This window comes from Amphibacillus sediminis NBRC 103570, assembly GCF_001552275.1.
Taxonomy (GTDB): Bacteria; Bacillota; Bacilli; order Bacillales; family Amphibacillaceae; genus Amphibacillus_B; species Amphibacillus_B sediminis.
On record NZ_BCQW01000011.1, the window covers coordinates 1 to 23898 of the forward strand.

The 23898-nt window shown below is 35.5% G+C and carries 19 protein-coding genes, 1 pseudogene and 1 riboswitch; of the genes and pseudogenes, 6 read left to right on the top strand and 14 right to left on the bottom strand.

From position 1 onward, the window contains the following. The 10 genes and pseudogenes from ASE01S_RS08420 to ASE01S_RS08465 form a co-directional block, all read right to left on the bottom strand. Window positions 1–741: pseudogene (locus ASE01S_RS08420) on the bottom strand (hypothetical protein); the annotation flags it as partial. 5 nt (window positions 742–746) lie between these two features. Further along, window positions 747–1586 carry a glycosyltransferase gene (locus ASE01S_RS08425; RefSeq protein ID WP_157065175.1) on the bottom strand — a complete coding sequence of 280 codons (840 nt, stop codon included), beginning with the start codon at window positions 1584–1586 and terminating at the stop codon, window positions 747–749. A 2-nt stretch (window positions 1587–1588) separates the two neighbouring features. Continuing rightward, on the bottom strand, window positions 1589–2443 hold the full coding sequence (locus tag ASE01S_RS08430) for an NAD-dependent epimerase/dehydratase family protein (RefSeq protein ID WP_067840981.1): 855 nt from the start codon (window positions 2441–2443) through the stop codon (window positions 1589–1591). 2 nt (window positions 2444–2445) lie between these two features. After that, window positions 2446–3072, bottom strand: a complete 627-nt coding sequence (locus tag ASE01S_RS08435; RefSeq protein WP_083512072.1) for a sugar transferase — start codon at window positions 3070–3072, stop codon at window positions 2446–2448. Window positions 3073–3087: 15 nt separating this feature from the next. After that, window positions 3088–4914, bottom strand: coding sequence for a polysaccharide biosynthesis protein (locus ASE01S_RS08440; RefSeq protein WP_067840986.1), 1827 nt, complete (start codon window positions 4912–4914; stop codon window positions 3088–3090). Between the two features lie 76 nt (window positions 4915–4990). After that, window positions 4991–5872, bottom strand: a complete 882-nt coding sequence (gene galU, locus ASE01S_RS08445) for a UTP--glucose-1-phosphate uridylyltransferase GalU (protein WP_067840988.1) — start codon at window positions 5870–5872, stop codon at window positions 4991–4993. A 19-nt stretch (window positions 5873–5891) separates the two neighbouring features. Further along, window positions 5892–6659: a tyrosine-protein phosphatase gene (locus ASE01S_RS08450; RefSeq protein WP_067840990.1), complete on the bottom strand. Its 768-nt coding sequence runs from the start codon at window positions 6657–6659 to the stop codon at window positions 5892–5894. 404 nt (window positions 6660–7063) lie between these two features. Then, on the bottom strand, window positions 7064–7636 hold the full coding sequence (gene thiT / locus ASE01S_RS08455; RefSeq protein WP_067840992.1) for an energy-coupled thiamine transporter ThiT: 573 nt from the start codon (window positions 7634–7636) through the stop codon (window positions 7064–7066). A gap of 93 nt (window positions 7637–7729) precedes the next feature. Then, window positions 7730–7838: riboswitch (TPP riboswitch) on the bottom strand. A gap of 103 nt (window positions 7839–7941) precedes the next feature. After that, on the bottom strand, window positions 7942–8631 hold the full coding sequence (locus ASE01S_RS08460) for a CpsD/CapB family tyrosine-protein kinase (RefSeq protein ID WP_067840994.1): 690 nt from the start codon (window positions 8629–8631) through the stop codon (window positions 7942–7944). Next, window positions 8606–9370: a YveK family protein gene (locus ASE01S_RS08465; protein ID WP_067840996.1), complete on the bottom strand. Its 765-nt coding sequence runs from the start codon at window positions 9368–9370 to the stop codon at window positions 8606–8608. Before ASE01S_RS08465 ends, ASE01S_RS08460 begins: the two co-directional genes overlap by 26 nt. Window positions 9371–10153: 783 nt before the next feature. Here ASE01S_RS08465 and ASE01S_RS08470 point away from each other — a divergent pair. From ASE01S_RS08470 to ASE01S_RS08495, 6 genes are all read left to right on the top strand, one after another. Then, window positions 10154–10951, top strand: a complete 798-nt coding sequence (locus ASE01S_RS08470; RefSeq protein WP_067840998.1) for a hypothetical protein — start codon at window positions 10154–10156, stop codon at window positions 10949–10951. A 211-nt stretch (window positions 10952–11162) separates the two neighbouring features. Further along, window positions 11163–13055 (top strand): anaerobic ribonucleoside triphosphate reductase, encoded by a 1893-nt coding sequence (locus ASE01S_RS08475; protein WP_067841001.1) that lies wholly within the window; start codon window positions 11163–11165, stop codon window positions 13053–13055. A gap of 2 nt (window positions 13056–13057) precedes the next feature. After that, entirely contained in the window at window positions 13058–13522 is a 465-nt protein-coding gene (gene nrdG / locus ASE01S_RS08480) for an anaerobic ribonucleoside-triphosphate reductase activating protein (RefSeq protein ID WP_067841004.1), read from the top strand. Between the two features lie 186 nt (window positions 13523–13708). Further along, window positions 13709–14887: an MFS transporter gene (locus ASE01S_RS08485; RefSeq protein WP_067841005.1), complete on the top strand. Its 1179-nt coding sequence runs from the start codon at window positions 13709–13711 to the stop codon at window positions 14885–14887. A 515-nt stretch (window positions 14888–15402) separates the two neighbouring features. After that, window positions 15403–16461 (top strand): LCP family protein, encoded by a 1059-nt coding sequence (locus tag ASE01S_RS08490; RefSeq protein ID WP_067841007.1) that lies wholly within the window; start codon window positions 15403–15405, stop codon window positions 16459–16461. A gap of 107 nt (window positions 16462–16568) precedes the next feature. Beyond that, window positions 16569–17522 (top strand): glycosyltransferase family A protein, encoded by a 954-nt coding sequence (locus tag ASE01S_RS08495; protein ID WP_067841009.1) that lies wholly within the window; start codon window positions 16569–16571, stop codon window positions 17520–17522. Window positions 17523–17787: 265 nt separating this feature from the next. Here ASE01S_RS08495 and ASE01S_RS08500 read toward each other — a convergent pair whose 3' ends face one another. The 4 genes from ASE01S_RS08500 to ASE01S_RS08515 form a co-directional block, all read right to left on the bottom strand. Continuing rightward, a complete protein-coding gene (locus ASE01S_RS08500) occupies window positions 17788–19110 on the bottom strand; it encodes a nucleotide sugar dehydrogenase (RefSeq protein ID WP_067841011.1) in 1323 nt (440 codons plus the stop codon). A gap of 89 nt (window positions 19111–19199) precedes the next feature. Beyond that, the gene (locus ASE01S_RS08505; protein ID WP_067841013.1) at window positions 19200–20834 is read right to left on the bottom strand and encodes an acylphosphatase; all 1635 of its coding nucleotides are present in this window, start codon (window positions 20832–20834) and stop codon (window positions 19200–19202) included. Between the two features lie 19 nt (window positions 20835–20853). Further along, window positions 20854–22479, bottom strand: a complete 1626-nt coding sequence (locus ASE01S_RS08510) for an acylphosphatase (RefSeq protein ID WP_067841016.1) — start codon at window positions 22477–22479, stop codon at window positions 20854–20856. Window positions 22480–22496: 17 nt separating this feature from the next. Further along, on the bottom strand, window positions 22497–23885 hold the full coding sequence (locus tag ASE01S_RS08515; protein WP_067841018.1) for an ATP-grasp fold amidoligase family protein: 1389 nt from the start codon (window positions 23883–23885) through the stop codon (window positions 22497–22499). Window positions 23886–23898: the final 13 nt, after the last annotated feature.

The following is a 23898-nucleotide window of genomic DNA, read 5'->3' on the forward strand; positions in this document are numbered from 1 at the left end:
ACCAGATGGATTTATCATAATATGATTTATTTTGTGTTCCGCATCCATCATTTCTTGTCTAGTCTCAAAATTATAAAAGTCTGTGTATTTTAGAATTTCTTTTGTTCTACCGTTTTCTAAATTCACATACCAAATACAGGTATCCTCAGGACATTTTTCTTTCTCTGTTTGATCACTAGCATTACTATAACCATATCCTGGTCTTAAGCGGTGTAATCTTGAAAAGTCAAGTGTTAGAGCAAATTTTCCATCTTGTGAGACACTATAAACTGGCATAGGAATCTCTTGCTCCTCGTTTGTTACAATATTTTTTATAACAGAACAATAGTTACCGTTTCTGTAATCATTGTAGATTATTTTATCACTGAAGTTAGGTCCTAACCATTGTAACATACATCCCTGTTGGACATTCCAAGTTCGGGTTTCCCCTAAAATTTCATACGAATTGTTATTATGAGTATCAAAAAGAACTATTTCAACTGGTTCATTTGGTGCAACAGATTTATAAGTGTTCTTTGCCCTTAAACAAAGCATATATCTACCACTCTCATCCCAAGGGGACTTATCGTAATAACCAAAAAAATATTCCATACCATCATTTGGGGATATACGCTGTATATCCCCTTCAAATTTAATTTTTGGAGAGATTAAATAAGATGCAAGTTGGTAGGATCTTTTAACAACTTTCTTTACCAAAGGGAATTTATTCAAAACATCATTTACTCTAGACTCAATACTCATTTAATTCAACCTTTTCTTATTTTTTTTCTCAATAATTTATCTGATATGAGTTCCAATACCCATATTGGAGAAATAAAAATTATGATCTGACTAGCGCTAACAACCAAAAAATCTAACAAAGAAGAATATCCTTTTTTTCTAAAATTATAAATCATCGATATATAACTTTTACATTTTTCCCAGCTTTTCCTTCTCTTAAAGTTATCTTTATTAGCACGAAATAATAATAGAGATTCATTAATATTTTTACCTTTACAGCCGTTATTCAACATTCGTACAAATAAATCTAAATCTTGATTTCTTCTAAAATCTTGGTATCCCCCTACTTCAAGAACTTTCGTTTTCTTGTACATCACTGTGGGATGATTAAAAGGATTTCTTCTACGCGAAAAAGACATTATCTCTTCATGAGTCAACGGAACTATCCTCGATGAAACAACGTTATCGGGGCTATCATAAAATTCATCGATATGCGATCCTAGAACCACTAACTCGGGGTCACAATTAAATGCTGTTACTTGAGTTTCACATCTTGTAGGTAACGCGATATCATCTGTATCCATTCTAGCAATCAGTTCATTTCTACTAACCTTTATCCCCTCATTCAACGCTAAACCTAAACCTTTATTTTCTTCTAAAGATACTATCGTAAAGAGGCCAGTATTTGATGAAGTATATATATTGATTAATTCATTTAATTCAACTGTTAAAGGTCCATCTATTACTAATATTATTTCATTCGGTTTATGCGTTTGGTTCAGCATACTTTCTATGCTTGATTTCAGGTATTCTGGTTTTTCTTTATAATAGACTGACATAAGTACACTATAGTCATCGTACTTCATTTTCATTTCTCCATTTGTTCTGCAATTCTAATAGATTCTTCAAAAGATACTACATTATATTTTTGCATCTCTGGCGACATTTTTTTTGAATATTTTAAGTCCCCAAAAACTTTCCTCACAAGGTTTATTTTAATACTATTAATTAAAAAATTAACACACTTAATTTTAATCAATTTACGATTATGTATGTCAGAAATTAACTCGGCCATTTTAGATGTATTAACATAGTTAATATTTTGAGGGTGAAAAATCCCCTCCTTTTTATCATCTATCAAGCCTATAATAAACTCAGATAAATTATCAACAAAAATCATACTTCGTTCATTCTTAATATCAGGAAATAAAAAAGATTTTTTTACTAGTTTTGATAATTTGCTATAGTTGCCTACGCAATTTGGGCCATATATCATCGGGGGACGAATAATTGCAACAAAAAAATTATTACTTTTTAGTTGCAACAACATTTTCTCTGACTGTAGTTTAGATTTCCCGTAAGCATTTACTGGATTTTCAATAGTATTAGCATTGACTTCACCTTCTACTAATCCAAAAACACTCATCGAGCTTAAATATATAAACTGCCCTGTGCCTTCTTTTTTCGCTTTAGAAGCAACCTCTTTTGTTAAATCTCTATTTACTTTATAATATAAAGCTTTATTTTTTTTTGTTTCTTTAACATGTGCTATCCCTGCCACATGCAATATAACGTCATAAATGGAAAAGTCTAAACTTTTCCATTTATCTGTACGTAAGCTTACTTTATCAATTTGAAATGCTTCAGGATAACGTTCTGTGACCCATCTCTCAAAAGAATTCCCTATATAACTATTCTTTCCTGTTATTAAAATCCGTTTCATGTTTAGACGGACTCCTTTGTTTTATGTTCATTTTGTTCTTTTCTACCTGTTCCACCCTCAACGACACCATCACTTTTAATCACACTAACAATTGTACCAAAAAAGCACCTGAGATCCATTTTAAAGCTAAATTGGTCAATGTATTCACCATCTAACCGAGCTTTAACATCAATTGGGAGCTCATCACGACCATTTATTTGCGCCCAGCCGGTCAACCCAGGTAAGACGTCGTTAGCGTGATACTTATCGCGCTCTTCAATTAAATCATATTGATTCCAAAGAGCTGGACGAGGACCGATGATCGACATCTGCCCAGCAATAATATTAAAAATCTGTGGTAATTCATCTAAACTTGTTTTTCTTAAGAACCGGCCCATTCTAGTAATATATTGATCAGGATTAACTAATAAATGCGTAGGAGTGTCTTTAGGTGTATCGATTCGCATGGTACGAAATTTTAAAATGTTAAAATGACGCTTGTTTTTACCTACTCTTTTCTGTTTGAAAAGAATTGGGCCACTTGAATCGAGCTTAATTCCAATAATTAGAATAATAAAGACAGGAGTTAATAAAACTAGACCTATTAATGATAGCATAATATCAATGACACGCTTGATTTTGGAATATATCATGTTGAAACTCCTTTAAGAAATACTAGTTTTTACCGTCTGATCAGCATATACTATGCCCATTAAGTGTTCTTTAAGCTCATCATTTCCGTATTGTTTATAGGATTGGATTAATTGGAGTAGCTTGCTAATATCAACTTGATTCGTCCGTCCAACATAGATCTTCTCATACACTTCTCCAGGTAATATCTCGTTTTCATTTAGTAATTCTTCGTACATCTTCTCACCTGGTCTAATACCGGTAAATTCAATTGGTATCTCATCTAGTGAATAACCTGAAAGCTTAATAAGGTTTTTGGCAAGATCGACAATTTTAATTGGTTCACCCATATCAAGAACGAAAATTTCGCCCCCCTTAGCCAAGGTACCCGCTTGAATGACGAGGCGGCTCGCTTCAGGAATCGTCATAAAATAACGGGTCATATCAGGATGAGTAACTGTTACTGGTCCCCCGCTTTCGATTTGCTTCTTAAATAATGGAATGACAGAACCCCGACTACCTAATACATTACCGAATCGAACAGCAACAAATTTTGTTTCACTTTGTAAAGCAAGATCTTGAATAATCATTTCAGCCAAGCGCTTCGTTGCTCCCATCACATTAGTAGGGTTAACGGCTTTATCTGTTGAAACTAAAACAAACGTCTCTATATTATATGTATCAGCAGCTTCTGCTACATTTTTAGTTCCGATTACGTTATTTTTTATCGCCTCTTGTGGGTTATCTTCCATTAGTGGTACATGCTTATGGGCAGCAGCGTGGTAAATGACAGTAGGTCTGTATTGATCAACAATGTTAAACATACGGTTACGATCCTGCACATCACCAATAATAGGGATAATTTCTGTCTCGGAGCTTTCAAATTTCCTCCTTAGTTCCATATCAATTGAATAAATGCTATATTCCCCATGACCTACTAATAGAATTCTAGCAGGACTAAACTGCATTAATTGACGACAAATTTCTGAACCGATTGAACCACCAGCACCCGTTACCATTACCGTACTGTTACTTACATACCGTGAAATGGCATGGATATCTAATTTAACAGGTTTACGTCCAAGCACATCTTCTACATCAACGTTACGTAATGCTTTAATGGCAACTTTTCCCGTTGCCAAGTCCTCAATTTTCGGCAAAATTTGCACTTTGGCATTTGTTTGGCTACAACGAGAGACAATGGCAGATAACTCCCCATTACGTAATGATGGTATAGCTATTATAATGTGATCAATATTCTCCCGTTCAACAATCTCACTAATCAGATCAATTGAACCGAGTACCGGGATATTGAACAAATGCATTTTGAATTTATTTGGATCATCATCGACAAATCCAACTGGTGTTAATGCTGTGTCATTCTGACCATTTGTTAATTGTCTAGCAATCACCGCACCAGCTTCACCAGCACCAACAATTAATGTTCTCTTTCGATTAGGATCTTTTATAATATAGCGATCTCTAAACACACGCCAAACAAACCTTGAACCGCCAATAAAGGTAACATGGAGCAACCAGGTAACCAGCAAGGCACGCCGATAAATCGAAAAACCATTTATCAAAAATTGAACAATGGCAGTAGATAGTATCGAAAGTGTCACAGAAATAACAATCGCTTTAAGCTCTTTAATGCTGGCATAGGCCCAAACCTTATTGTAGAGTTTAAAAAGATTCGCATAGAGATGATGAAAAAATAGTAATGCAATCATGCTAATGATTACTGTTGGTATAGACCACGTAGTAGAAAGTGGATAAACAATCCATGATGCAAGGTAAATGGCCGATCCCACAATTAAAGAATCAAGAATAACCAGTAAGATCATCCGTTTACGATAAGACATAAAATTGGCTCCTTTAGTATGATATAACAAAAACACTACAATGACATTTAAATATAAGGTAGCGTCAAAGAATTTATTACTTCAATTTTAATTGTTCCGCCAGTTGAATAATCATTTGCTTCGTCGCCTCACCGATCTCTTTATTTTGTAAAGCAAATTCAATCGTAGTTTGGACAAAACCAAGTTGTTCCCCCACATCAAAGCGGTGCCCTTCAAAGTCATACGCATAAACTTTCTGAATTTCATTCAACATTTGAATGGCATCCGTGAGTTGAATCTCTCCACCAGCTCCAATTTTCTGACGGTCTAAGAAATGAAAAATTTCAGGGGTAAATACATATCGCCCCATAATTGCGAGATTAGAAGGAGAAGTTCCTATTTCCGGTTTTTCAACAAAATGGTTCACTTGATAAAGCCTTCCTTGTTTATCACCTGGGTCAACGATACCATAACGGTTGGTCTTCTCTTCAGGTACTTGCTGAACACCAATAACCGATGATTCCGTTTCTTCATATTGATTAATTAATTGCTTTAAGCAAGGAACTTGGCTTTGAACGATATCATCACCGAGCAAGACAGCAAACGGCTCATCACCAATGAATTTACGGGCACACCAAACAGCGTGACCTAGTCCTTTCGGTTCTTTTTGCCGTATATAATGAATATCTGCTAGGTTTGTAGATTGCTCGACTTTATGTAACAAATCTAGTTTATTTTTTTCTCTTAAGTTTTGCTCGAGTTCCGGTGCAAAGTCAAAGTGATCTTCGATTGCCCGTTTCCCTTTACCTGTGACTATAATAATATCCTCGATGCCCGAAGCGACAGCTTCTTCAACGATATATTGAATCGTTGGTTTATCAACTATTGGTAGCATCTCTTTAGGCATTGCTTTTGTTGCTGGTAAAAATCTTGTCCCCAATCCTGCTGCTGGAATAATCGCTTTTTTAACCTTCTTCATAATTGGACTCCTTTATCGTTTAAAATAGACCAAGAAACTTTTTCGTTTTAATACGATGCGGCTCATCAATATATAAAGCCTCACCGTTAATCAAAAGCTGAGGATTCTCCATAAATGTATAAAGCATTTGTTGCCCATATTGGTTTTTTATTTCCTCAATAGCTTCTGCCATAACAAAGCCACGAGACCGTGTATTGTGGGCATCAGAGGCAATAAAATGAGTAAGCCTTGCTTCAATTAAATCATGGCTGAATTTTTTAATTTTCTTACCAAACTTCCCAACTAAGCTGGCTGCCGTAAGTTGGGTCAAGGCCCCATTACGAACTAGCTCATATAACTTACTTGGGTGTTCAAGTAATTCGGTATTCCGCTCTGGGTGAACAATAATCGGTGTTAAATCTTCCATTTGCAAATCAAACAAAAGCTGTTCAGTATAGCGCGGAACGTGGTTAGTAGGCAATTCAACAAAAATATAAGGACTTGTCTGATTTAATGTTAACAAGTCTCCTTTTTTAACTCCCTGAACCATATCTCCATAGATTCTCGTTTCTTGTCCCGGTAAGACTGTTATCGGCAAATTCTCTTTCACGAGCCGCTCATTCAAATCCTCTACGGCTTTTATTATGGTAGTTTTTGTGTTAAAATATTTATTATTGTTATGATGTGGCGTTGCTATAATGGTATCTATTCCCTGTGTTAAAGCAGCTTTAGCCATTTCCACACTTTCTTCCATATGCTTTGCCCCATCATCCATCCCAGGTAATATGTGACAGTGTATATCAATCATACTTCTCCACCCCTCCAATGAAGGATTCCTTTACTAGTAGTTTAAAATTCTTAAATTGCAGAACACTAAAATTATATCAGTTTATACCGGATAATAAAACCTTTCAAGTGACAATTTTCTGTAAAAACTGACTTTACACTACTACTTTATACCTATTTTAATATAAAAAGCATATATGTAACCATGGTCTATTTACCTATAAAATATCCTTAATCCCTTAAATGACAACAATTTCAATCCCTCTGTTTTTTGTCAAGTCTTTTCTTTGTCTAGAAAGCTATCTCCATAAGTTTCGTTCATAAAATATTCACTTTTCAACAAAATGATGATACTAAAAAAATGAACGCACTCAAAGTTATGTACGTTCACTTTTTTATCGATGGGTCCGATTATTCATTTTTTATTCATTTTCCGGAAACTATCAATTTTGGCCGTTTATAGAATAATAGACTAACAGCTACAACATTTATTATAAATGACGGAAGTAGATAAGAACCATTATATACAAGCGAATACATCCAAATATTCATCCCATCAATTAATGACTCAAAGAAAATAACACCCGCTAAATAATGCGCAACAAATCTCAATATAATTCCTATCAGAACACCGATTGCTACAAAACCTATAAATCGGCCAGTGTTTCCCCTTTTAATAGCTGCTTGAACTGCGGGCGCAAATAAACCTGCAAGTCCTAAGACAGTAAAAGCAACAGGATAATCTAACGCTCCTTGTGCTGGATGCATGATCCACGCTTCCCCAATGGCAATTTGTAAAATTCCATACAAAAAGCCAGATAGCAAACCGCCTTTTACCCCCCAACGAAATGCCACGATGAAAATAGGGATCATGGCAAATGAAACGGACCCCCCTTGAGCCCATACCTTAAATGATAAAAAAGGTATAACATCCAAAACAAGTGCTAAGGCAGTAAAAATGGCTACCTCAATAAGAAATAATGTACGTTTTGTTTCCATTGAATATTCCCCCTAATAGTAAATAATCAACAAAAAAAGCAATGCCAAGGGGATGCTTCCTGATGGAGGACCCACTTTCATTGCTTAAAACGCCATCAAAAAAGCCACCATCCCTACGCTAGTATTAACTAACAGGTTCCTAGGGTCTGAACAATTCGTGTTCACTCTCAGCCGACTGAAATCAGCTCCCCTTGAAGGCTTAAAAACTATGCTCTTTTTGTTCAATGCTAAGTATAAGCTAAATAAATTAATTTAGCAAGCTTAAAAACTCTCAATTTTGTTAGTCTAAATTCTTGACTAAACTCTTAATCACCATAATAGTAATACTGATTTTTCGTAAGTTCACGGTCGTTTAAAACGACACCTAGCAGTTTAGACTTAGCTGGCAACAAAAGCTCCTTTGCTTTGACAGCTGCCTCTTGATCTGTTTTTTTACTTCTAACGACTAATAATGTTCCATCAACTTCATTTGCTAAAAGTTGGGCATCTGTTACTGCTAGTACCGGTGGCGTATCAAATACAATTATATCATAGTAATTCTTTGCCTCTTTGATTAACTGGCTCATCGCTTTTGAGCTAAGCAGCTCAGATGGATTAGGAGGGATCGGTCCTGCCGAAAGAATATCTAAATTCCCTACCTCTGATTTAGCTGTGGCTTCAGATAAACTCAATTCTCCGATTAATACACTACTTAAGCCACGTCGGTTATCCGTACGAAATGTATAATGAACAGTTGGTTTACGCATATCGGCATCAACTAATAAAACCCTCTTCTCTTGTTGCGCAAAAACAATCGCCAAATTAGCAGCGGTCGACGACTTCCCTTCGGCAGGTCCTGCTGATGTTATCATTATTGTTTCTAAATCGTTATCCACAGCAGAAAATTGCAAATTGGTCCGAATCGTCCGGTACTGTTCTGATATTGGGGATCGCGGATTTAATTTGGTAATCAAGTGTCTAATTGAGTTGCTAGCTGGTTTTTTTCGTTTTGCCATGATAGACTCCCCTTTCCCTTACGCGTGCTGGATTTGGCGTATGAGTGATATTGAGCTCTTTATCATTGATATGTGACACGACCCCAAGCACAGGCAGTTCCAGTTTTTGTTCGACATCTTGTTCAGTTTTAACCGTTGTATCTAAAACTTCTAGTAAGAAAGCAAGTCCAACACTAATCATAGCTCCTAATACAAAAGCAATCGCAATATTTAGTCTGATGCTCGGACTAACCGGTGAAGGATTTGCAGCTAGTACCGCTTCATTTAAAACATTAACATTATCGACACTCATCAAATCATCAATTTGACTCCGAAAAACTTCAACAGTGGTGTTAGCGATACTAACTGCCAGCGCTGGATCAGGATCGGTTACAGTAACGGTTACAACCTGTGAATTGTTCTCATTACTAACCGATATTTTTTCACTTAATGTAGCAGTTGAAAGCGGCAACTCAAGTTCATCTATTACATCGTTTAAAATTCGGTTACTTGTAATAATCACATTATAAGTATTAATTAATTCGACATTAGTTCGAATATCATTTAGATCAACTGCGGCATCTGTTTGTGTCCGATTTTGGTTAACAAGAAATTGTGAACTCGCTTGATAAAGAGGTGTCACAAAAAAAAGAGTAACGACACCACTTATTAAAGCCGCTCCAATTGTTAATATTATGATCATACCTAGTCTTTTTCTTATAACCTGGAATATCTCCCTTAGCGATATCGTTTCATCCATAACTACTATCCCCCTGAAAATCTCGAAAAATGAAATATAAACAAGAAATATTATACCATAGTTATATATGAAACAAAGACAAAGTTTCCAATTAACCTTCAGTTTAAGACTTATGATTCATTTCTAAGTAATGATATTTGCCACTACAGATGGAGTAAAAGGAGAAAATACCCTGTTTTGTCGAATTATTTAATATTGTTTATATATCTTTGAAATATGTTGTTTTAAGTCAAAATAATCGGCTTATGTGAAGTGAAAATATTAATATTAAACTAAACTAAAAGGATACATATACCCAGAACTATTGAACCAATATAACGAACTATTTTCCTATTCAATTATATTAATAGCGTGAATTTTAGACTTAAAAAGTTAAAATAGTTGATAAAAATAACTTAAAATGAAGAGGACAATAATGAGTAAAGCAGTAATGACAATTTTGTTTCCATTAAACAATCATGACGTTAGTTACTAGTCTGAGCGTCTAAGATTTATTTATTGATAGCAAAATGCCCTGTAAATTAATTGACACATTTAGAGTAGTTAAATGTCTAATACTATTGATTCACATGTATGATTGCTTCAGACTATAGCTAATATAATTATATCCTAAACGACTATTGATTAATGAAACTATTATTGATATGTTTTTAAATAGTTAAACTTTTTGGTATAAAAAAGGAGGGAAGGTAAGTTCAAATACCATTTAAAAGGGGATATTATAGTTATTGTCAAAACCATAGAGAAAGGTTTGACAAAAGATGAAAAGGAGCGATGACGACGATGCAGTCTCAAAACAGTCAAGACAAACTAAATCAAGATGCTAAAAATATTCCGAACAATACGGTTCAAGTAAGTGAAGCTGCTGCGACTGAAGAGGTTCAACCTGCGCAGGCATCTGTTGATATTAACGAAAAAGAAAAGTCGGCAGATACGACGAATGAGGGAAGTCAAGCAAAAGCTGAATCTAACCCTTATGTTGATCAAGCTAAAGAGATTAGCAAAACCTATCTTGATTTTCTGATCAATACAATAAAGACGCCTTACCAAACGAGTCGAACACTAACCAACCAAAAAGCCGAAATCATTAATAGCATTATTACCATTCTTTTATTAGCATTTTTTATGCCGCTTTATTCTTATGCAGTAGCTCGCAATATAGGAAGCATATTTTTCACACCAACGATTTGGGATTTTATTATCTTGCCCTTCTTTTTAATGCTTTTATACCTTGGATTAGCGATTGGAGTAAAGTTTGGTGTCGTGCAACTAATGAAGGTAAAGCATAGCTATCTGACCTTGTTGAACCGATACGCATCTTTACTTATAATTCCTACAGCTATCATCATTGTAGCCAATTTGATTTTCTTACTTGGTGGTTATCAATTCAGTCTAGCATTAATGACTTTGGCAATCACTCTTATCGCCATTGCTAGTATCCTCACTATTTTTACTACTCGTTCTGAAAAACAGCAACAAGCTGGGATTGATCTATACTATGCCATTTTGATATTATTAGTAGGAATCGCACTTATCCTTTGGTTACTTGGTGACAATATATTTAATCAATTTTTATTCTAAGTTCGTCATTCCGAAGACTATTTCAACGACACAAAACTGTCACAAATGCTAAACTAACTGTCAGTGTTGAGTTTAACCAAATAATGGCCATTTTAGGGTCAAATCTCACACTGTTCAGCCTAAATTAAATATGCTAAACTTAGTCCTAATACAAGATATTGTGTTAGGACTTTTTATTTCAATACAAGATATTGTGTCAGGAGTGGATATGATGAAAACCTCATTCAAAATTAATCAACGCAATGACGAGTTAATGATAGCACTAGATGAAATTGTTGCTTCTAGCAACCAGGATTTAATTCAGGAGAATGCTAATGTTGATGGGCAATCGCCGATGGGACAAATGTCTAAATTTGGATCAGAAGCTGCCAAGCATTACGCTAAGACCCAATTATTAAGCCCAATTGTTGTTGAAGCAATCCGTGATAATTTTATCCATCCTCATGATTTAGATTTCATGCCAACTGGTACAACAACGTGTTGTCAAATCCCGCTTGGTGCGATCTTAAAAGATGGCTTTAATACCGGGCATGGCTTTATGCGTGAGCCAAAGGATATTGTTAGTGCCATGGCCTTGTCTTCGATTATTTTCCAGTCAAATCAAAACATGCAACATGGTGGCCAAAGCTACCCCATGTTTGATTATGATTTAGCACCATATGTAAGAAAGACTTATTTAAAACATAAACGACGATTACAAGCTTACCCTATTGACTGGACAGAAGAACAGTTAGAGGAAACAGCTTGGCGTGAAGCCGATCGTGATGTTTATCAAGCATGTGAGGCATTCATACATAATTGTAATTCCATGCACTCCCGTGGTGGTGGACAGGTTCCTTTTGTTTCAGTTAATTATGGAACAGATACCTCGCCAGAAGGCCGTATGCTAATCAAAAATTTACTATTAGCCACAAAAGCCGGACTCGGCAATGGTGAGACACCGATTTTTCCAATTCAAATCTTTAAAATGAAAAAAGGGGTTAATTTCGAGCCGGATGAGCCGAATTATGACTTATATCAGCTAGCACTGGAAACAACGGCTAAACGTTTATTCCCTAACTTTAGCTTCATTGATTCAACAATCAATCGTCAACATTATGATGGAACACCAGAATCTGAAGTGGCTTACATGGGTTGCCGTACCCGTGTTATGGCAAATCGTCATGGTGATGAAAATAGCATTCAGCGTGGTAATTTATCTTTTACGTCGATAAACCTCGTTAAGATTGCGCTTGTTGCCCAATCGGTTGATCACTTTTTCGATACGCTAGCTAAATATACCGATATAGTGATTCAACAATTGCTTGAGCGCTTCGAGTTTCAAGCAAATAAGCAGGCTCAGCACTTTTCCTTTTTATACAGTCAAGGAGTTTGGAAAAACAGTGAGCAGTTGAATCCTACTGATAAACTAAAAGAAGTTCTAAAACAGGGTACCCTTAGTGTCGGCTTTATCGGTTTGGCTGAAGCATTAGTTGCCCTAATTGGCGAGCATCACGGTCAATCTAACCATGCCTATCAATTAGGCTATCAAATTGTTGAATTTATGCGGGCTCGAGTTGACGCTGCTGCTGAACAGTATGACTTGAACTTTTCTTTGATTGCAACCCCAGCTGAAGGGTTATCAGGCCGCTTCACTAAAGGGGATCGGGCTGAATTTGGTGTAATTCCAGGTGTAACAGAACGTGATTTTTATACCAACTCATTTCATATTCCGGTCTATTACCCGATTCGTGCGATTGAAAAGATTCGTCTTGAAGGGACTTTTCATAAATTATGTAACGGTGGCCATATCTCATATATAGAGTGTGACGGTGATGTGACCAAAAATATTAAAGCTCTAGATACGTTGGTCAAGGCAATGGCTAACAATGATTTTGGCTATGGATCCATTAACCACCCTGTCGATCGTTGTAATGCCTGCGGCTATACCGGTATTATTAATCAAAGCTGCCCAAGCTGTGATAATGATGATCAAGACCAGATTGAACGTATTCGCCGGATTACCGGCTATCTAGTAGGCGACATGAAAAAGTGGAATACGGCCAAACGTGCCGAAGAAAGCCAGCGAGTTAAGCATCAACGCATATATGAGGGTAACAATTAACCATGCGAGTGCTAAATATCCTGCACGACTCGGTGGTCGATGGCGAAGGTTTAAGAACGGTCATCTTCTTTGCTGGTTGTCCCCACTTTTGCCAAGGATGTCATAATCCTGAAAGCTGGAATATACGCAACGGAAAAGAAATGACGCAAAAAGAGATTGTAGATGAAGTACTTAGTAACCCACTTTGTGATGTAACATTATCTGGTGGTGACCCTTTTTACCAGGCCGACGAAGTAGCTGAACTCGCTCGTTGTTTACGTGCACACGGGAAAAACATTTGGGCCTATACGGGTTATACTTTAGAGGAACTGTTAAAACTTGGGGGTTCGTATATTGAGTTACTTAAGCAATGTGATGTCCTTGTTGATGGTCGATTTATATTAGCGGAACGTGATTTAAGTCTTGATTTTAGAGGTAGTCGTAATCAACGCATTATTCATTTAAACCAAGTAAAGGAACTGGCTTAAATCCAGTTCCTTTACTATATTCTTCTTTGCGAACATCTCTCATGTTAGATCTCGCATTCTGTACTTTAAGCTGTTAACAAACAAGAAGCAGATTAAGGTTACTGTGTTTTCTCCTCCATTTTCTTTTACTCAATTCTAGTATATAATATATTTCGTGAAACAAAAAAATAATAGGAGTGTCATTTAATGACATCAAAAATAAAAACCAAAGCGATTCAGCATCAAGAAAAAATATGGACAAAAGATTTTGCCTTAGTTTGTTTGGCAAACTTTTTTATCTTTCTAGGCTTTCAAATGACATTACCTACCATTCCACTATTGGTTAAGTCTCTTGGTGGTACAGATCAGGTTATTGGCATGATTACAGGTATTTTCACTTTATCTTCCTTACTACTCCGCCCTTATGCAGGACATGCTTTAGAATCCAAAGGGAGACAATTTATTTATATGACCGGTTTGGCTATTTTTGTTGTGTCTGTTGGTTTATATGCGATAATCCCAACAATTGGACTTCTATTTCTAGTCCGAATGGTACAAGGAGTTGGCTGGGGCTTCTCAACGACAGCAACCGGAACAATAGCCACTGACTTAATCCCTCCTTCCCGACGTGGTGAAGGGATGGGCTATTTCGGGCTATCGGGTAATTTGGCACTCGCCTTTGGACCAACGCTCGGTTTGACTCTAGCTGGCTTATTATCTTTCACTCAATTATTCCTAATTATTGCGACATTAGGCATTGTTTCCTTTCTCTTAGCCACTCAAATTGGCTATAAAAAAGTCGAAGCTATCCCTAACAAGTCGATTACGCTAAAGTTAGATATTTTTGAAAAAAGCTCGTTAAAGCCCTCAACATTACTATTTTTTATAACGGTGAGTTTTGGTGGAATTGCATCTTTCTTACCGCTCTATACCACCCAAAAAGGGATTACTGGCATTGAGTTATATTTTCTATGCTATGCTTTGGCTTTACTAATCTCACGAACATTCGCTGGACGTTTATATGATTTAAAAGGGCATCGTGCTATTTTCTTACCAGGCAGTTGTTTAATTGTATTGGCCATGTTGCTACTGTCATGGCTACCTAATAGTGGTGCGCTCCTTATAGCTGGAGCACTCTATGGCTTTGGATTTGGCAGTATTCAGCCTGCTTTACAGGCATGGGCGATAAACGAAGCTCCTGCCAATCGCCGTGGTATGGCTAATGCAACCTTCTATGGATTTTTTGATTTAGGTATTGGGCTAGGGGCGATGATTTTTGGAATGGTTGCAGGTTTACTTGGCTATTCGTACATTTACCTTATTGCTGCTTGTTCAGTGATTATATCAATGGCGTTGTATATCGGCTTATTAATCCGGACAAAATAAATCTTACACTACATTCTAAAAGCATTAGAAAATTTCAATCAAATGCGTCTCGGCATATTTGATTCAGCAGAGGTTTTCACCCCCACTGAATGGTACACAAACAAGCATTCATCTCACCACTTCATAGCAGGGAGAGACTCTGCTGAATGAAGCTTAGTAATTGTTACTATTGTCAATGAGTCATTAGTGATAATTGGTCTTGTCATAGCTTTACAAACATGATCGTCTTTATTATTATGGCACTTATTTCTGTTAAAATAATCTATCCTATTTCTGTAAAATCTAATGGAGAGATACTACCCCTGATACCTTCTACAGAAACAATATCCCAGTTTTAATAATGGACTAAAGTTTGTCACAAAAATGAAATATTATCTCGTCTAACTTTAATTGCAAGCATTTCGACATATATATGTTGACCATTGTAAAGAAAGGTGATTTACGAAATAGCTTTTTAATAGTACAATAAAATATAGTGTTATCTAGCTTCTAAGATATTTTGAAGGAGTTTTTTTATGAAAAAAAAACATCATATTAATACGCGAGTCGAAAAGCGTAAATTTAAGAAAAAAAGAAAAAATAAAAAGTTAATTTTATTTATTGTTATACCTATTTTGTTATTAGTGACCGTGACCTCTGTTTATGCCATTAATATTTTAAATAAGGCTCAAAATGCTGTCGATAATGCTTTTGAAGATGACGGACGAGACCGCTCTGATCTTAGAGAATTTGATGTTAATCCTAATCATGATCATGTCTCAGTCTTATTTATCGGTGTTGATGAAAATGAACATCGTGGTAACCAAGGTAGTGCTCGTTCTGATGCACTCGTTTTAGCTACACTTAACAAGGATGATAATAGTGTTAAGCTTTTAAGTATCCCAAGAGATTCTTATGTTTATATTCCAGAAGTAGGTTATATGGATAAGATCACACATGCCCATGCTTTCGGTGGAGCTTTAGCTACTATTGAAAGTATAGAAGGATTCCTTGACATTCCAGTTGATTACTGGGTTCGTCTTAATTTCCACGCCTTTGTAGATGTTGTCGACGCGTTAGGTGGTATCACGATTGATGTCCCTTTCGAATTTTCTGAATCTAATTCCCAAGATAAGCGAGATTCAATCCATTTATATCCGGGTATACAGGTAATTGATGGCGAGGAAGCCCTTGCTTTAGCAAGAACGAGAAAAATGGATAATGATATCGAACGTGGAAAGCGCCAACAGGAAATTATGAAAGCCATCTTAGATAAAGCTATTTCAATTGGATCAATCAATCGCTTTGATGATGTAATTGAAGCTGTTGGTGATAATATGGGAACTAATCTTAGCTTTAACGATATAATTAGTTTTATTTCCTACGGTATTTCAGGTCAACTTCAAGTAGAAACGCTAAATTTAGAAGGTAATGATTTATATTTAGATAATGCTAATGGAGTCCCTGTCTACTATTATGAGTTAAATCAAGAACATTTAGCTGAAATTAAACACATATTACGGTCTCATTTGGGTCTTAGCACCGCTGCAACGAATGAGTATGAAGAACAATCAACACCAGAAACAAACTATTAATAATCTATATATTCGTTCTCAGGCCTACCAGAACTTGAGAACGATTTTTTTCCCTAATATAACTTATAGTTTAGCAGAAATGAATTTTTCTATTGGGGTGTTAAACATTGATACTATCTATTATTATTCCTCACTATCATACGATCAACACATTGGAACGGTTACTGCACTCTATCCCAAAAAATGATAATGTAGAAATTATCATAGTTGATGATAACTCTGAGATAAGCCACACGGACTTGCATCAGTTTCTTTCAAAATTCCCCCATCGTACCATCAGGTTACTTTTTAATCATAAAACGGTTCGGGGTGCTGGTGTATGCCGAAATATTGGTCTCAGCGCTGCACAGGGAAAATGGGTTTTATTCGCTGATGCTGATGATTTTTTCGTTGAAGGCTTCTTTGAGAAAATATCTGTTTTTTTACAGTCTAATGAGGATGTTGTTTTCTTCCCGCCAACTAGTGTTGTCGGGGAGACATCTCAGACTTCCAATCGGCATGTAGATTATCTTAGGCTTGTCAAAGAGTATCGAGAATCACGCAATAAAACGACTGAACTCATGTTAAAATATAAGTTTAAAATACCGGTCTCTAAACTAATTTCGCTTGACTTTATTAAAAGAAACAAAATAAATTTTGATGAGGTGATCGCCTCAAATGATGTTATGTTTTCCACAAAGGTTGGCTATCACATGGAGAAATTTATTGTTTCTGATCAAACTATTTATTGTATTGTTGAAGGATATGGAAGTTTGACTAAGAATACAAGTGCCAAAGTATATGATGCTAGATTAGATGTCTTTATTGATTACCATAACTTTTTGAAAGAACATTTAGACGTCAAAGAGTTTAAGCTACTAAATATTCATGGGCGATATCATCTAGCTAATGCCTTTTTTTATAAGCTTGGTATAAAAAAAGGCTTGATGGCCTATAGAAAACTTAGAAAAAATAAGGTAAAGTTATTTGATTTGTGGCTACTTAATCCATATAAACTTCTTAAACGAATGATTCAAAAGTTCCGAGCATTTGCTAAAAATAAAAAGTTTCTTGTTAAGTAAGACCAGTTGACACTTTCAAATTCAATCGATGTCAAAAATGCTGGTGTTATTAAGTAAATCTTTATCTAAAAAGGCAGTAATTTAAGCAGTCTTTTTAAAAGTCAAATGGATAACTGCGTTAAAACAGTTATCCATTTAACTTTTACTTATATCCATTAACGATTAAAGTTACGTAGCAGTTCCCCTGCAAGAAATACCATATCACGGGTTGCAATCTTTAAGTATAGTCCAGACAATCCTTACTTAACAGTCTTTTTTTTATAACTTATAATCTCCAATACAAGTACCCTTTTTCTGTTACTATCTCTTTATCAAGCATACTTTTAACATCTATAATGACTTTTTCTTCATTTTTACAATTAGTAAATAAAGAATCAAGTTGATTAAGATCAAGTTCTTTAAAGGCTTTATGAGCAACAGTTAGTACGATACAATCGACGTCTTTCACAGTGCTTAGTTCTGAAAGCTCTATACCATAGATACTTCTAACTTCTTGTTTATCTGCTTCTGGATCAACAACAATAGGATCAATCCCATATTCTTTTAGGTTTTCAATAATATCAATAACTTTAGAGTTACGAGTATCTGGTGTATTTTCTTTAAAGGTTAATCCTAGAATCAATACTTTGGCTTGCTTAACAACCTTATTAGCATGGATCAATTTTTTGATAATTGCGTCTGAAACGAAATCACCCATATCATCATTTATTTTACGACCAGATAGAATAATTTGACTATGATAGCCTAATTTTTCTGCTTCATAGACAAAATAGTATGGATCCACACCGATGCAATGTCCGCCAACTAACCCAGGGTAAAAACCCAGTGCATTCCATTTTGTGTTCATCGCTTCAATTACATCTTTAGTATCGATGTTCATTCGGTCAAAGACCATAGCGAGCTCATTCATAAAAGCAATATTGATATCACGTTGACTGTTTTCTACCACTTTAGCAGCTTCAGCCACTTTTATTGAATTGGCTTTATGAACGCCTGCCTTAATTACTAGTTTATATACCTCTGCAATTTCCTCCAGACTTTCATCATCCATACCTGAGACAATCTTGACTATATTCTCTAACGTGTTGACCTTATCACCAGGGTTTATTCTTTCAGGGGAGTAACCGACTTTGAAGTCTTTTCCACAAACTAGCCCAGACTCCTTCTCCAAAATTGGAATACAAATATCTTCTGTTACGCCAGGATAGACCGTTGATTCATAAACAACAATAGAACCTTTGGTCAAATTTCGACCGACTAACCGACTTGCATTTTCAACTGGTAATAAATTAGGAGTTTTATCAGCATTTATTGGCGTTGGGACTGCAACGATATGGAATTTTGCTTCTTTAATTTTAGCTTCATCATGAGTAAATTCTACTGTTGTTTCACGAATGGCCTCATTACCAACCTCATTGGTTGGATCTATTCCCGATCTGTAAAGCCCAACTTTTTCCTTGTTAATATCAAAACCAATAACATCGGCTTTTTTCCCAAATGCAATAGCAATTGGCATACCGACATAACCAAGCCCAATTACAGAAATCTTTTCTTCTTTTAAAAGAATTTTATTATATAATTCTGGCATATTCGATACTCCTTCATAATATTAGAGTTAATCAAGCAAAAATTAAACCCTTATTTGATTGTATTATACCACATAGCTATTGTGACGCACTATGATCGTTTCCAAACACCATTCACTACTTTTTTTAGTACTGCAGCATATTTAAATGAGCGACTCTGATTTATACTGTCTGTTTTCAGTTTTAATCTCCTATGCTCTTTTTTTAGTCTGGCTAGTTCTTTTTCTGAGTATTTTAACATTGAGTTTATATTTTTATAACTATCAGTGTTAAAGTTTTCAAAAATATCAAAGCCTATTTTGACTGGATGGGGCCATTTCCCCTCCTGAATTTCCTTTATTTTAGTGTCATAATTCCGAATCGACTTTTTAAACCCATCTATGTCTTGCTTATTCGTTCCTGCTATGATAATTTCAATGTTATCATGACTAATCTTATTAACAAAGCCACTTAAATTCTTTTTCAAGGCTTCAATTTTAATAAAACGATGAAACTTTGCACTACTTACCTTTCCTTTTAGTACATAGCACCTCCTATAGATTTTACCAACTAAAGCAGGTGCAACCTCTACTTCTTGAGCTGAACGATTGACTAAAGGTTCTAAAACCGTGTTAAGATCAAAGTATATCTTCTCCCGATCAGTTTGTGTCCCTATCGTCTCAGGAAAATAATAGTCAACAATTGCTGACGGAATATCCCTTGCTTTTCCTTCCATAGGGAAAAGAATACCACCAATTTGTGCAGTTGGGTTCAATTCAATGACGACTGCATCTAAAGTTGGTCTAGTCAAATCAACAATAATATCGACCCCACCATGATTTAGTTCTGGCACTGCCTTTATAGCATTAATAGCAATTTGCTTCATCTCATCTGGTATTTCGTCCGTAACATCAATAGGGTCTCCACCAGCTGAGACATTAGTTTTCTCTTTTAATAAAACCTTCTCACCTTGAATAGGGATACTATCCAGCGTATACCCTGCTGTCTGAATGAAATCTAGAGTTTCCTCATCAATTTCAATTAAACAACTAAATAGACGGGCATTTTTCATTCTCATTGCATTTTTCTGTTCAATTAATTCACTAATTGTACTTTTACCATCACCTATTACATTTGCTGGTAATCGGTTATATGCTCCGATGGCTTTATCTCCAACTACATAAACACGATATTCTTCTCCTTGAACATATCGTTCGATCATAACATTCTGATAGCCTAATCGAACTCGAACATAGTCTAAGGCCTTTCTTAACTCTGCTTCCTTCTTAATATTAGTCACTACTCCATTACCAAGGCTAGCATCTATAGGCTTGAGTACTAATGGAAACCCTAATTTATTTGCTTCATACACAATCTGATCATCAGTGTGGTCTGGACCAAACTTTGCTCCTTCTGGAACCGGTACACCAGCTTTTGCAAGCCATTTCTTTGTCTCATTTTTATCAGACCCAATTTCAACTGCTTCGTTCGAAACCTTGTCCCCTCTTGTTCGGAAAAAATAATGAATTCTATCCTTAGACTCTAACGAAAATAGTCGACCAGGCGGATTGATACCAAAAGTAATCATATTATCAAATTTTCCTGAATCAATTGTATACCACTTTAACTTTAATCCTCTTCTCCAACCCTCAATAGCAACAGAATACGAACATAGTTTCGTTTTTTTTGCTCCTTTAACAATCTCGTTTGTTAAATGTGGTAGAGAAATAACTTTATCTTCAATCATCTATATGCCTCCATAATCGCTACTTACCTTGAATTTTCTTAGCAATTAAGCCAGGTATTCTCAATGGTGCTGTAAGCTTCCACGATAGACTATGATAAAAACTATTGATTGCTTTTTGCATCTGTTTAATTTCAAGTTCAACTTGTTTTATTTCATCTTTAACTTCACTTATTCGTTCTAGCTGCATCTTAACATCAACTTTAATTTCAAACCCTACTTTAACAGAACCAGACCAGGGTTCCTCTACTACTGAACTTACAGATGAGCGTTCGGAATCAGCATATATAGCTTCTTTAAAAGAATCAACTTTATCTTGTGTACTAGCAACTAAAATAATTTCAATCCTATCCGTTTCAAGACGATTGATGTAACCACTTATTTTATTTTCAAAAGCAAATTTCCTTAAGCCACGGTGAAAACCGATTTGATTGACATCTCCACTTACTACATAGCGTTTACCAAACACTCTGCCTAATAAAGGTGTCGAAACTTTAATTGCTTTAACTACCCCGTTATTAAGAGGATCCAAAACATCATAAAAATCAAAGTACATACTACTTCTATTATCTTTATTCTCGATTGATTCGGGAAAATAATAGTCAATCAGAGCAGATGGTACGTCTCTTCCTTGTCCTTGCATTGGAAAGATTAAAGAACCAAGTTGAGAAGTAGGGTTAATTTCGATTACAACAGCAGCTTGATCTTCAGTTTTAAGCAAATCGACTGATCCATGATATAATCCTGGTATTGCCTCTATCGCTGCAATAGCTGTCTTTTTTGCATCCTCATCTAATTGATCAAGGACATCTATTGAATCTCCACCAAGCGAAATATTAGCTTTATCATTTAAGAAGATTTGCTGATCTGTTACGGGTATATCAGTTAATTGAAACCCCTGATCAGAAATAAACCTTTTTAATGAATGATTAATCTCAATAAGACAACTAGCTAAACGTGGGTTTTTCTTTCTTTCCTCATTTTTACGTTCAATTAACTCTTTAATGGTATGTTTACCATCACCTATTACATTTGCTGGTATCCTTTTAATAGCAGCAACTACTGAATCAGCTATAACATAGACACGATAATCTTGTCCTTGTTGATGACGCTCAAGTAACAGTGATGACTTGGGCTTTATCTCTTTAATTTGGTTAAATGCTTGAATTAATGATTCTTGATCATTTAGATTGAGATACACATCTCTACCAAAACTGCCATCAGCAGGTTTCAATACTACTGGATAGCCTAGTTTAGCAGCATGTTCGGTGATCTCTTCTATAGAAGACGTTGCATCAAAGTGATACCCTTGAATACAGTTTACTCCTTTTTGGATGAGATATTGTTTCGATAAAGCCTTATCTGAAGCTATACCTACAGCTTCATTAGAAATAATATGCCCACGTGTTCTGAAAAAATAATGTGTTTTTCTATCTGAGGAAAGCGAAAATAACTTGCCTGGTTTATCCGTAAACCATGTTTTCATATCTTTAAATATCTCATGGTCCATCGCATGCCATCTGAGATCGAGTCCTCTTCTCCATCCCTCAAGTGCGATTAAATAGGCATCTAAGTCTAGCCCTTTTGCCTCGTTAGCAATTTCTTCAGTTATTTTTACGCCCCAATTAGAATTTATATTATCAGCCATAATTTCTATCCCCTATGCTAGCTTTTGATACCATTATAATTTTTGAATACTTTTCCTTGAGAAAAGTCATGATACAATCTCTGTTCAGCCTCGACAAAATATTTCCCTAACCTTTGATCTGTTTGATAGTCAAATTCTTCATAGTTTCCTGGCTTTGGTGTGAATTCACCAAAAACAAAACGTTTGTCAGCAGCTAAGAAATCAATTCTCATGAATGGTACCGGCAGCTCTAAACTAATTGCCTTGGCTATCTCAATTTGAGCATTTGTTACACCTTTCCCAATAAAAAGATCATTATCATACTTACCTGTAATAACCCTCTTACCATCGCCATCCCACCAGCAATAACGATTCTCAGGAAATCGTTCTACTTCTAAGATCAATGCTACTTCCCCATAAAAACTATAAAATTTAAGATCACGTGCAGGAGTATCTTGCTCTGCAACTAGCTCTTCAATATACCATCTGTCATCAATAACCCTTTTTTGTTCAAGGTCTTTTTGCATTTCTTGTTTAAGACTTTGAATATCCTTCAATTGCTCGTTTTGCTTAACAGCGTATATTGCTTCACTTCCAATAATATAAACTCCTCTAGAGCCGGCACCGTGTTCTGGCTTGATCACCGTATTTTTCTCTATTGGAATATTAGCTAGATTATAAATAGTTTCACTAAAATTAGGACACTCAAATCCGAGCACTTCAATTAGATGATAAGCCTTTCTCTTATCATCTAATTGAACATAAGGTGAATCTTGATTAAGATGGTGCTTCCGCTGTTCTAAGAATAAATAGTATTGAAAAGAGTCCAATTCTTGATAATCAATCACGGATTTATTTAGTTCACGTACAAAAAAGTCGGAAATGATCGGTGGCCTTAATAAAAATAATAGTTTATTTAAGACGGCTTGCCTTAGTTCTTCGTTCGGGTTTTCATTAAAAGCCTGAGCTACTTTCTTTAATATAAAGGATAATTTTGCTTGTGTTAGTTTCTTTTCCTCTATTAAATCTGTTAGGAAATGAATGGCTTCACCCTTATCTCTAAGTAAACGAACTAAAAGATTAATTTCAGCATCATTTAGAAAGTCAACGCTCACAGTGATTTTATCAATTAATGATTGAATTAACTTTTCGTTATCTAGTTCATTTTGCTGCAATTGTAACTTGAGCTTTTCGTTTTCCTTAATTAATGTTGGTGCCTTAATGATATTTTTAAGATAATTTATCATAACAACAATAGGGTGAAAAAATCTAACTATTCCCCAGCTTGCTGTTTTCGTTTCAACATCATACTTTTTTTTAAATCTAGAGGTCAATTTCTTTGCACTCACAAGTTCCTGCTGCTTCTTATAAAGCGTGTTAATTAGATCCTCTTCATTCTGAGATTGGTCAGTTTTATCATTTAACATGTTCAGCTGCCTC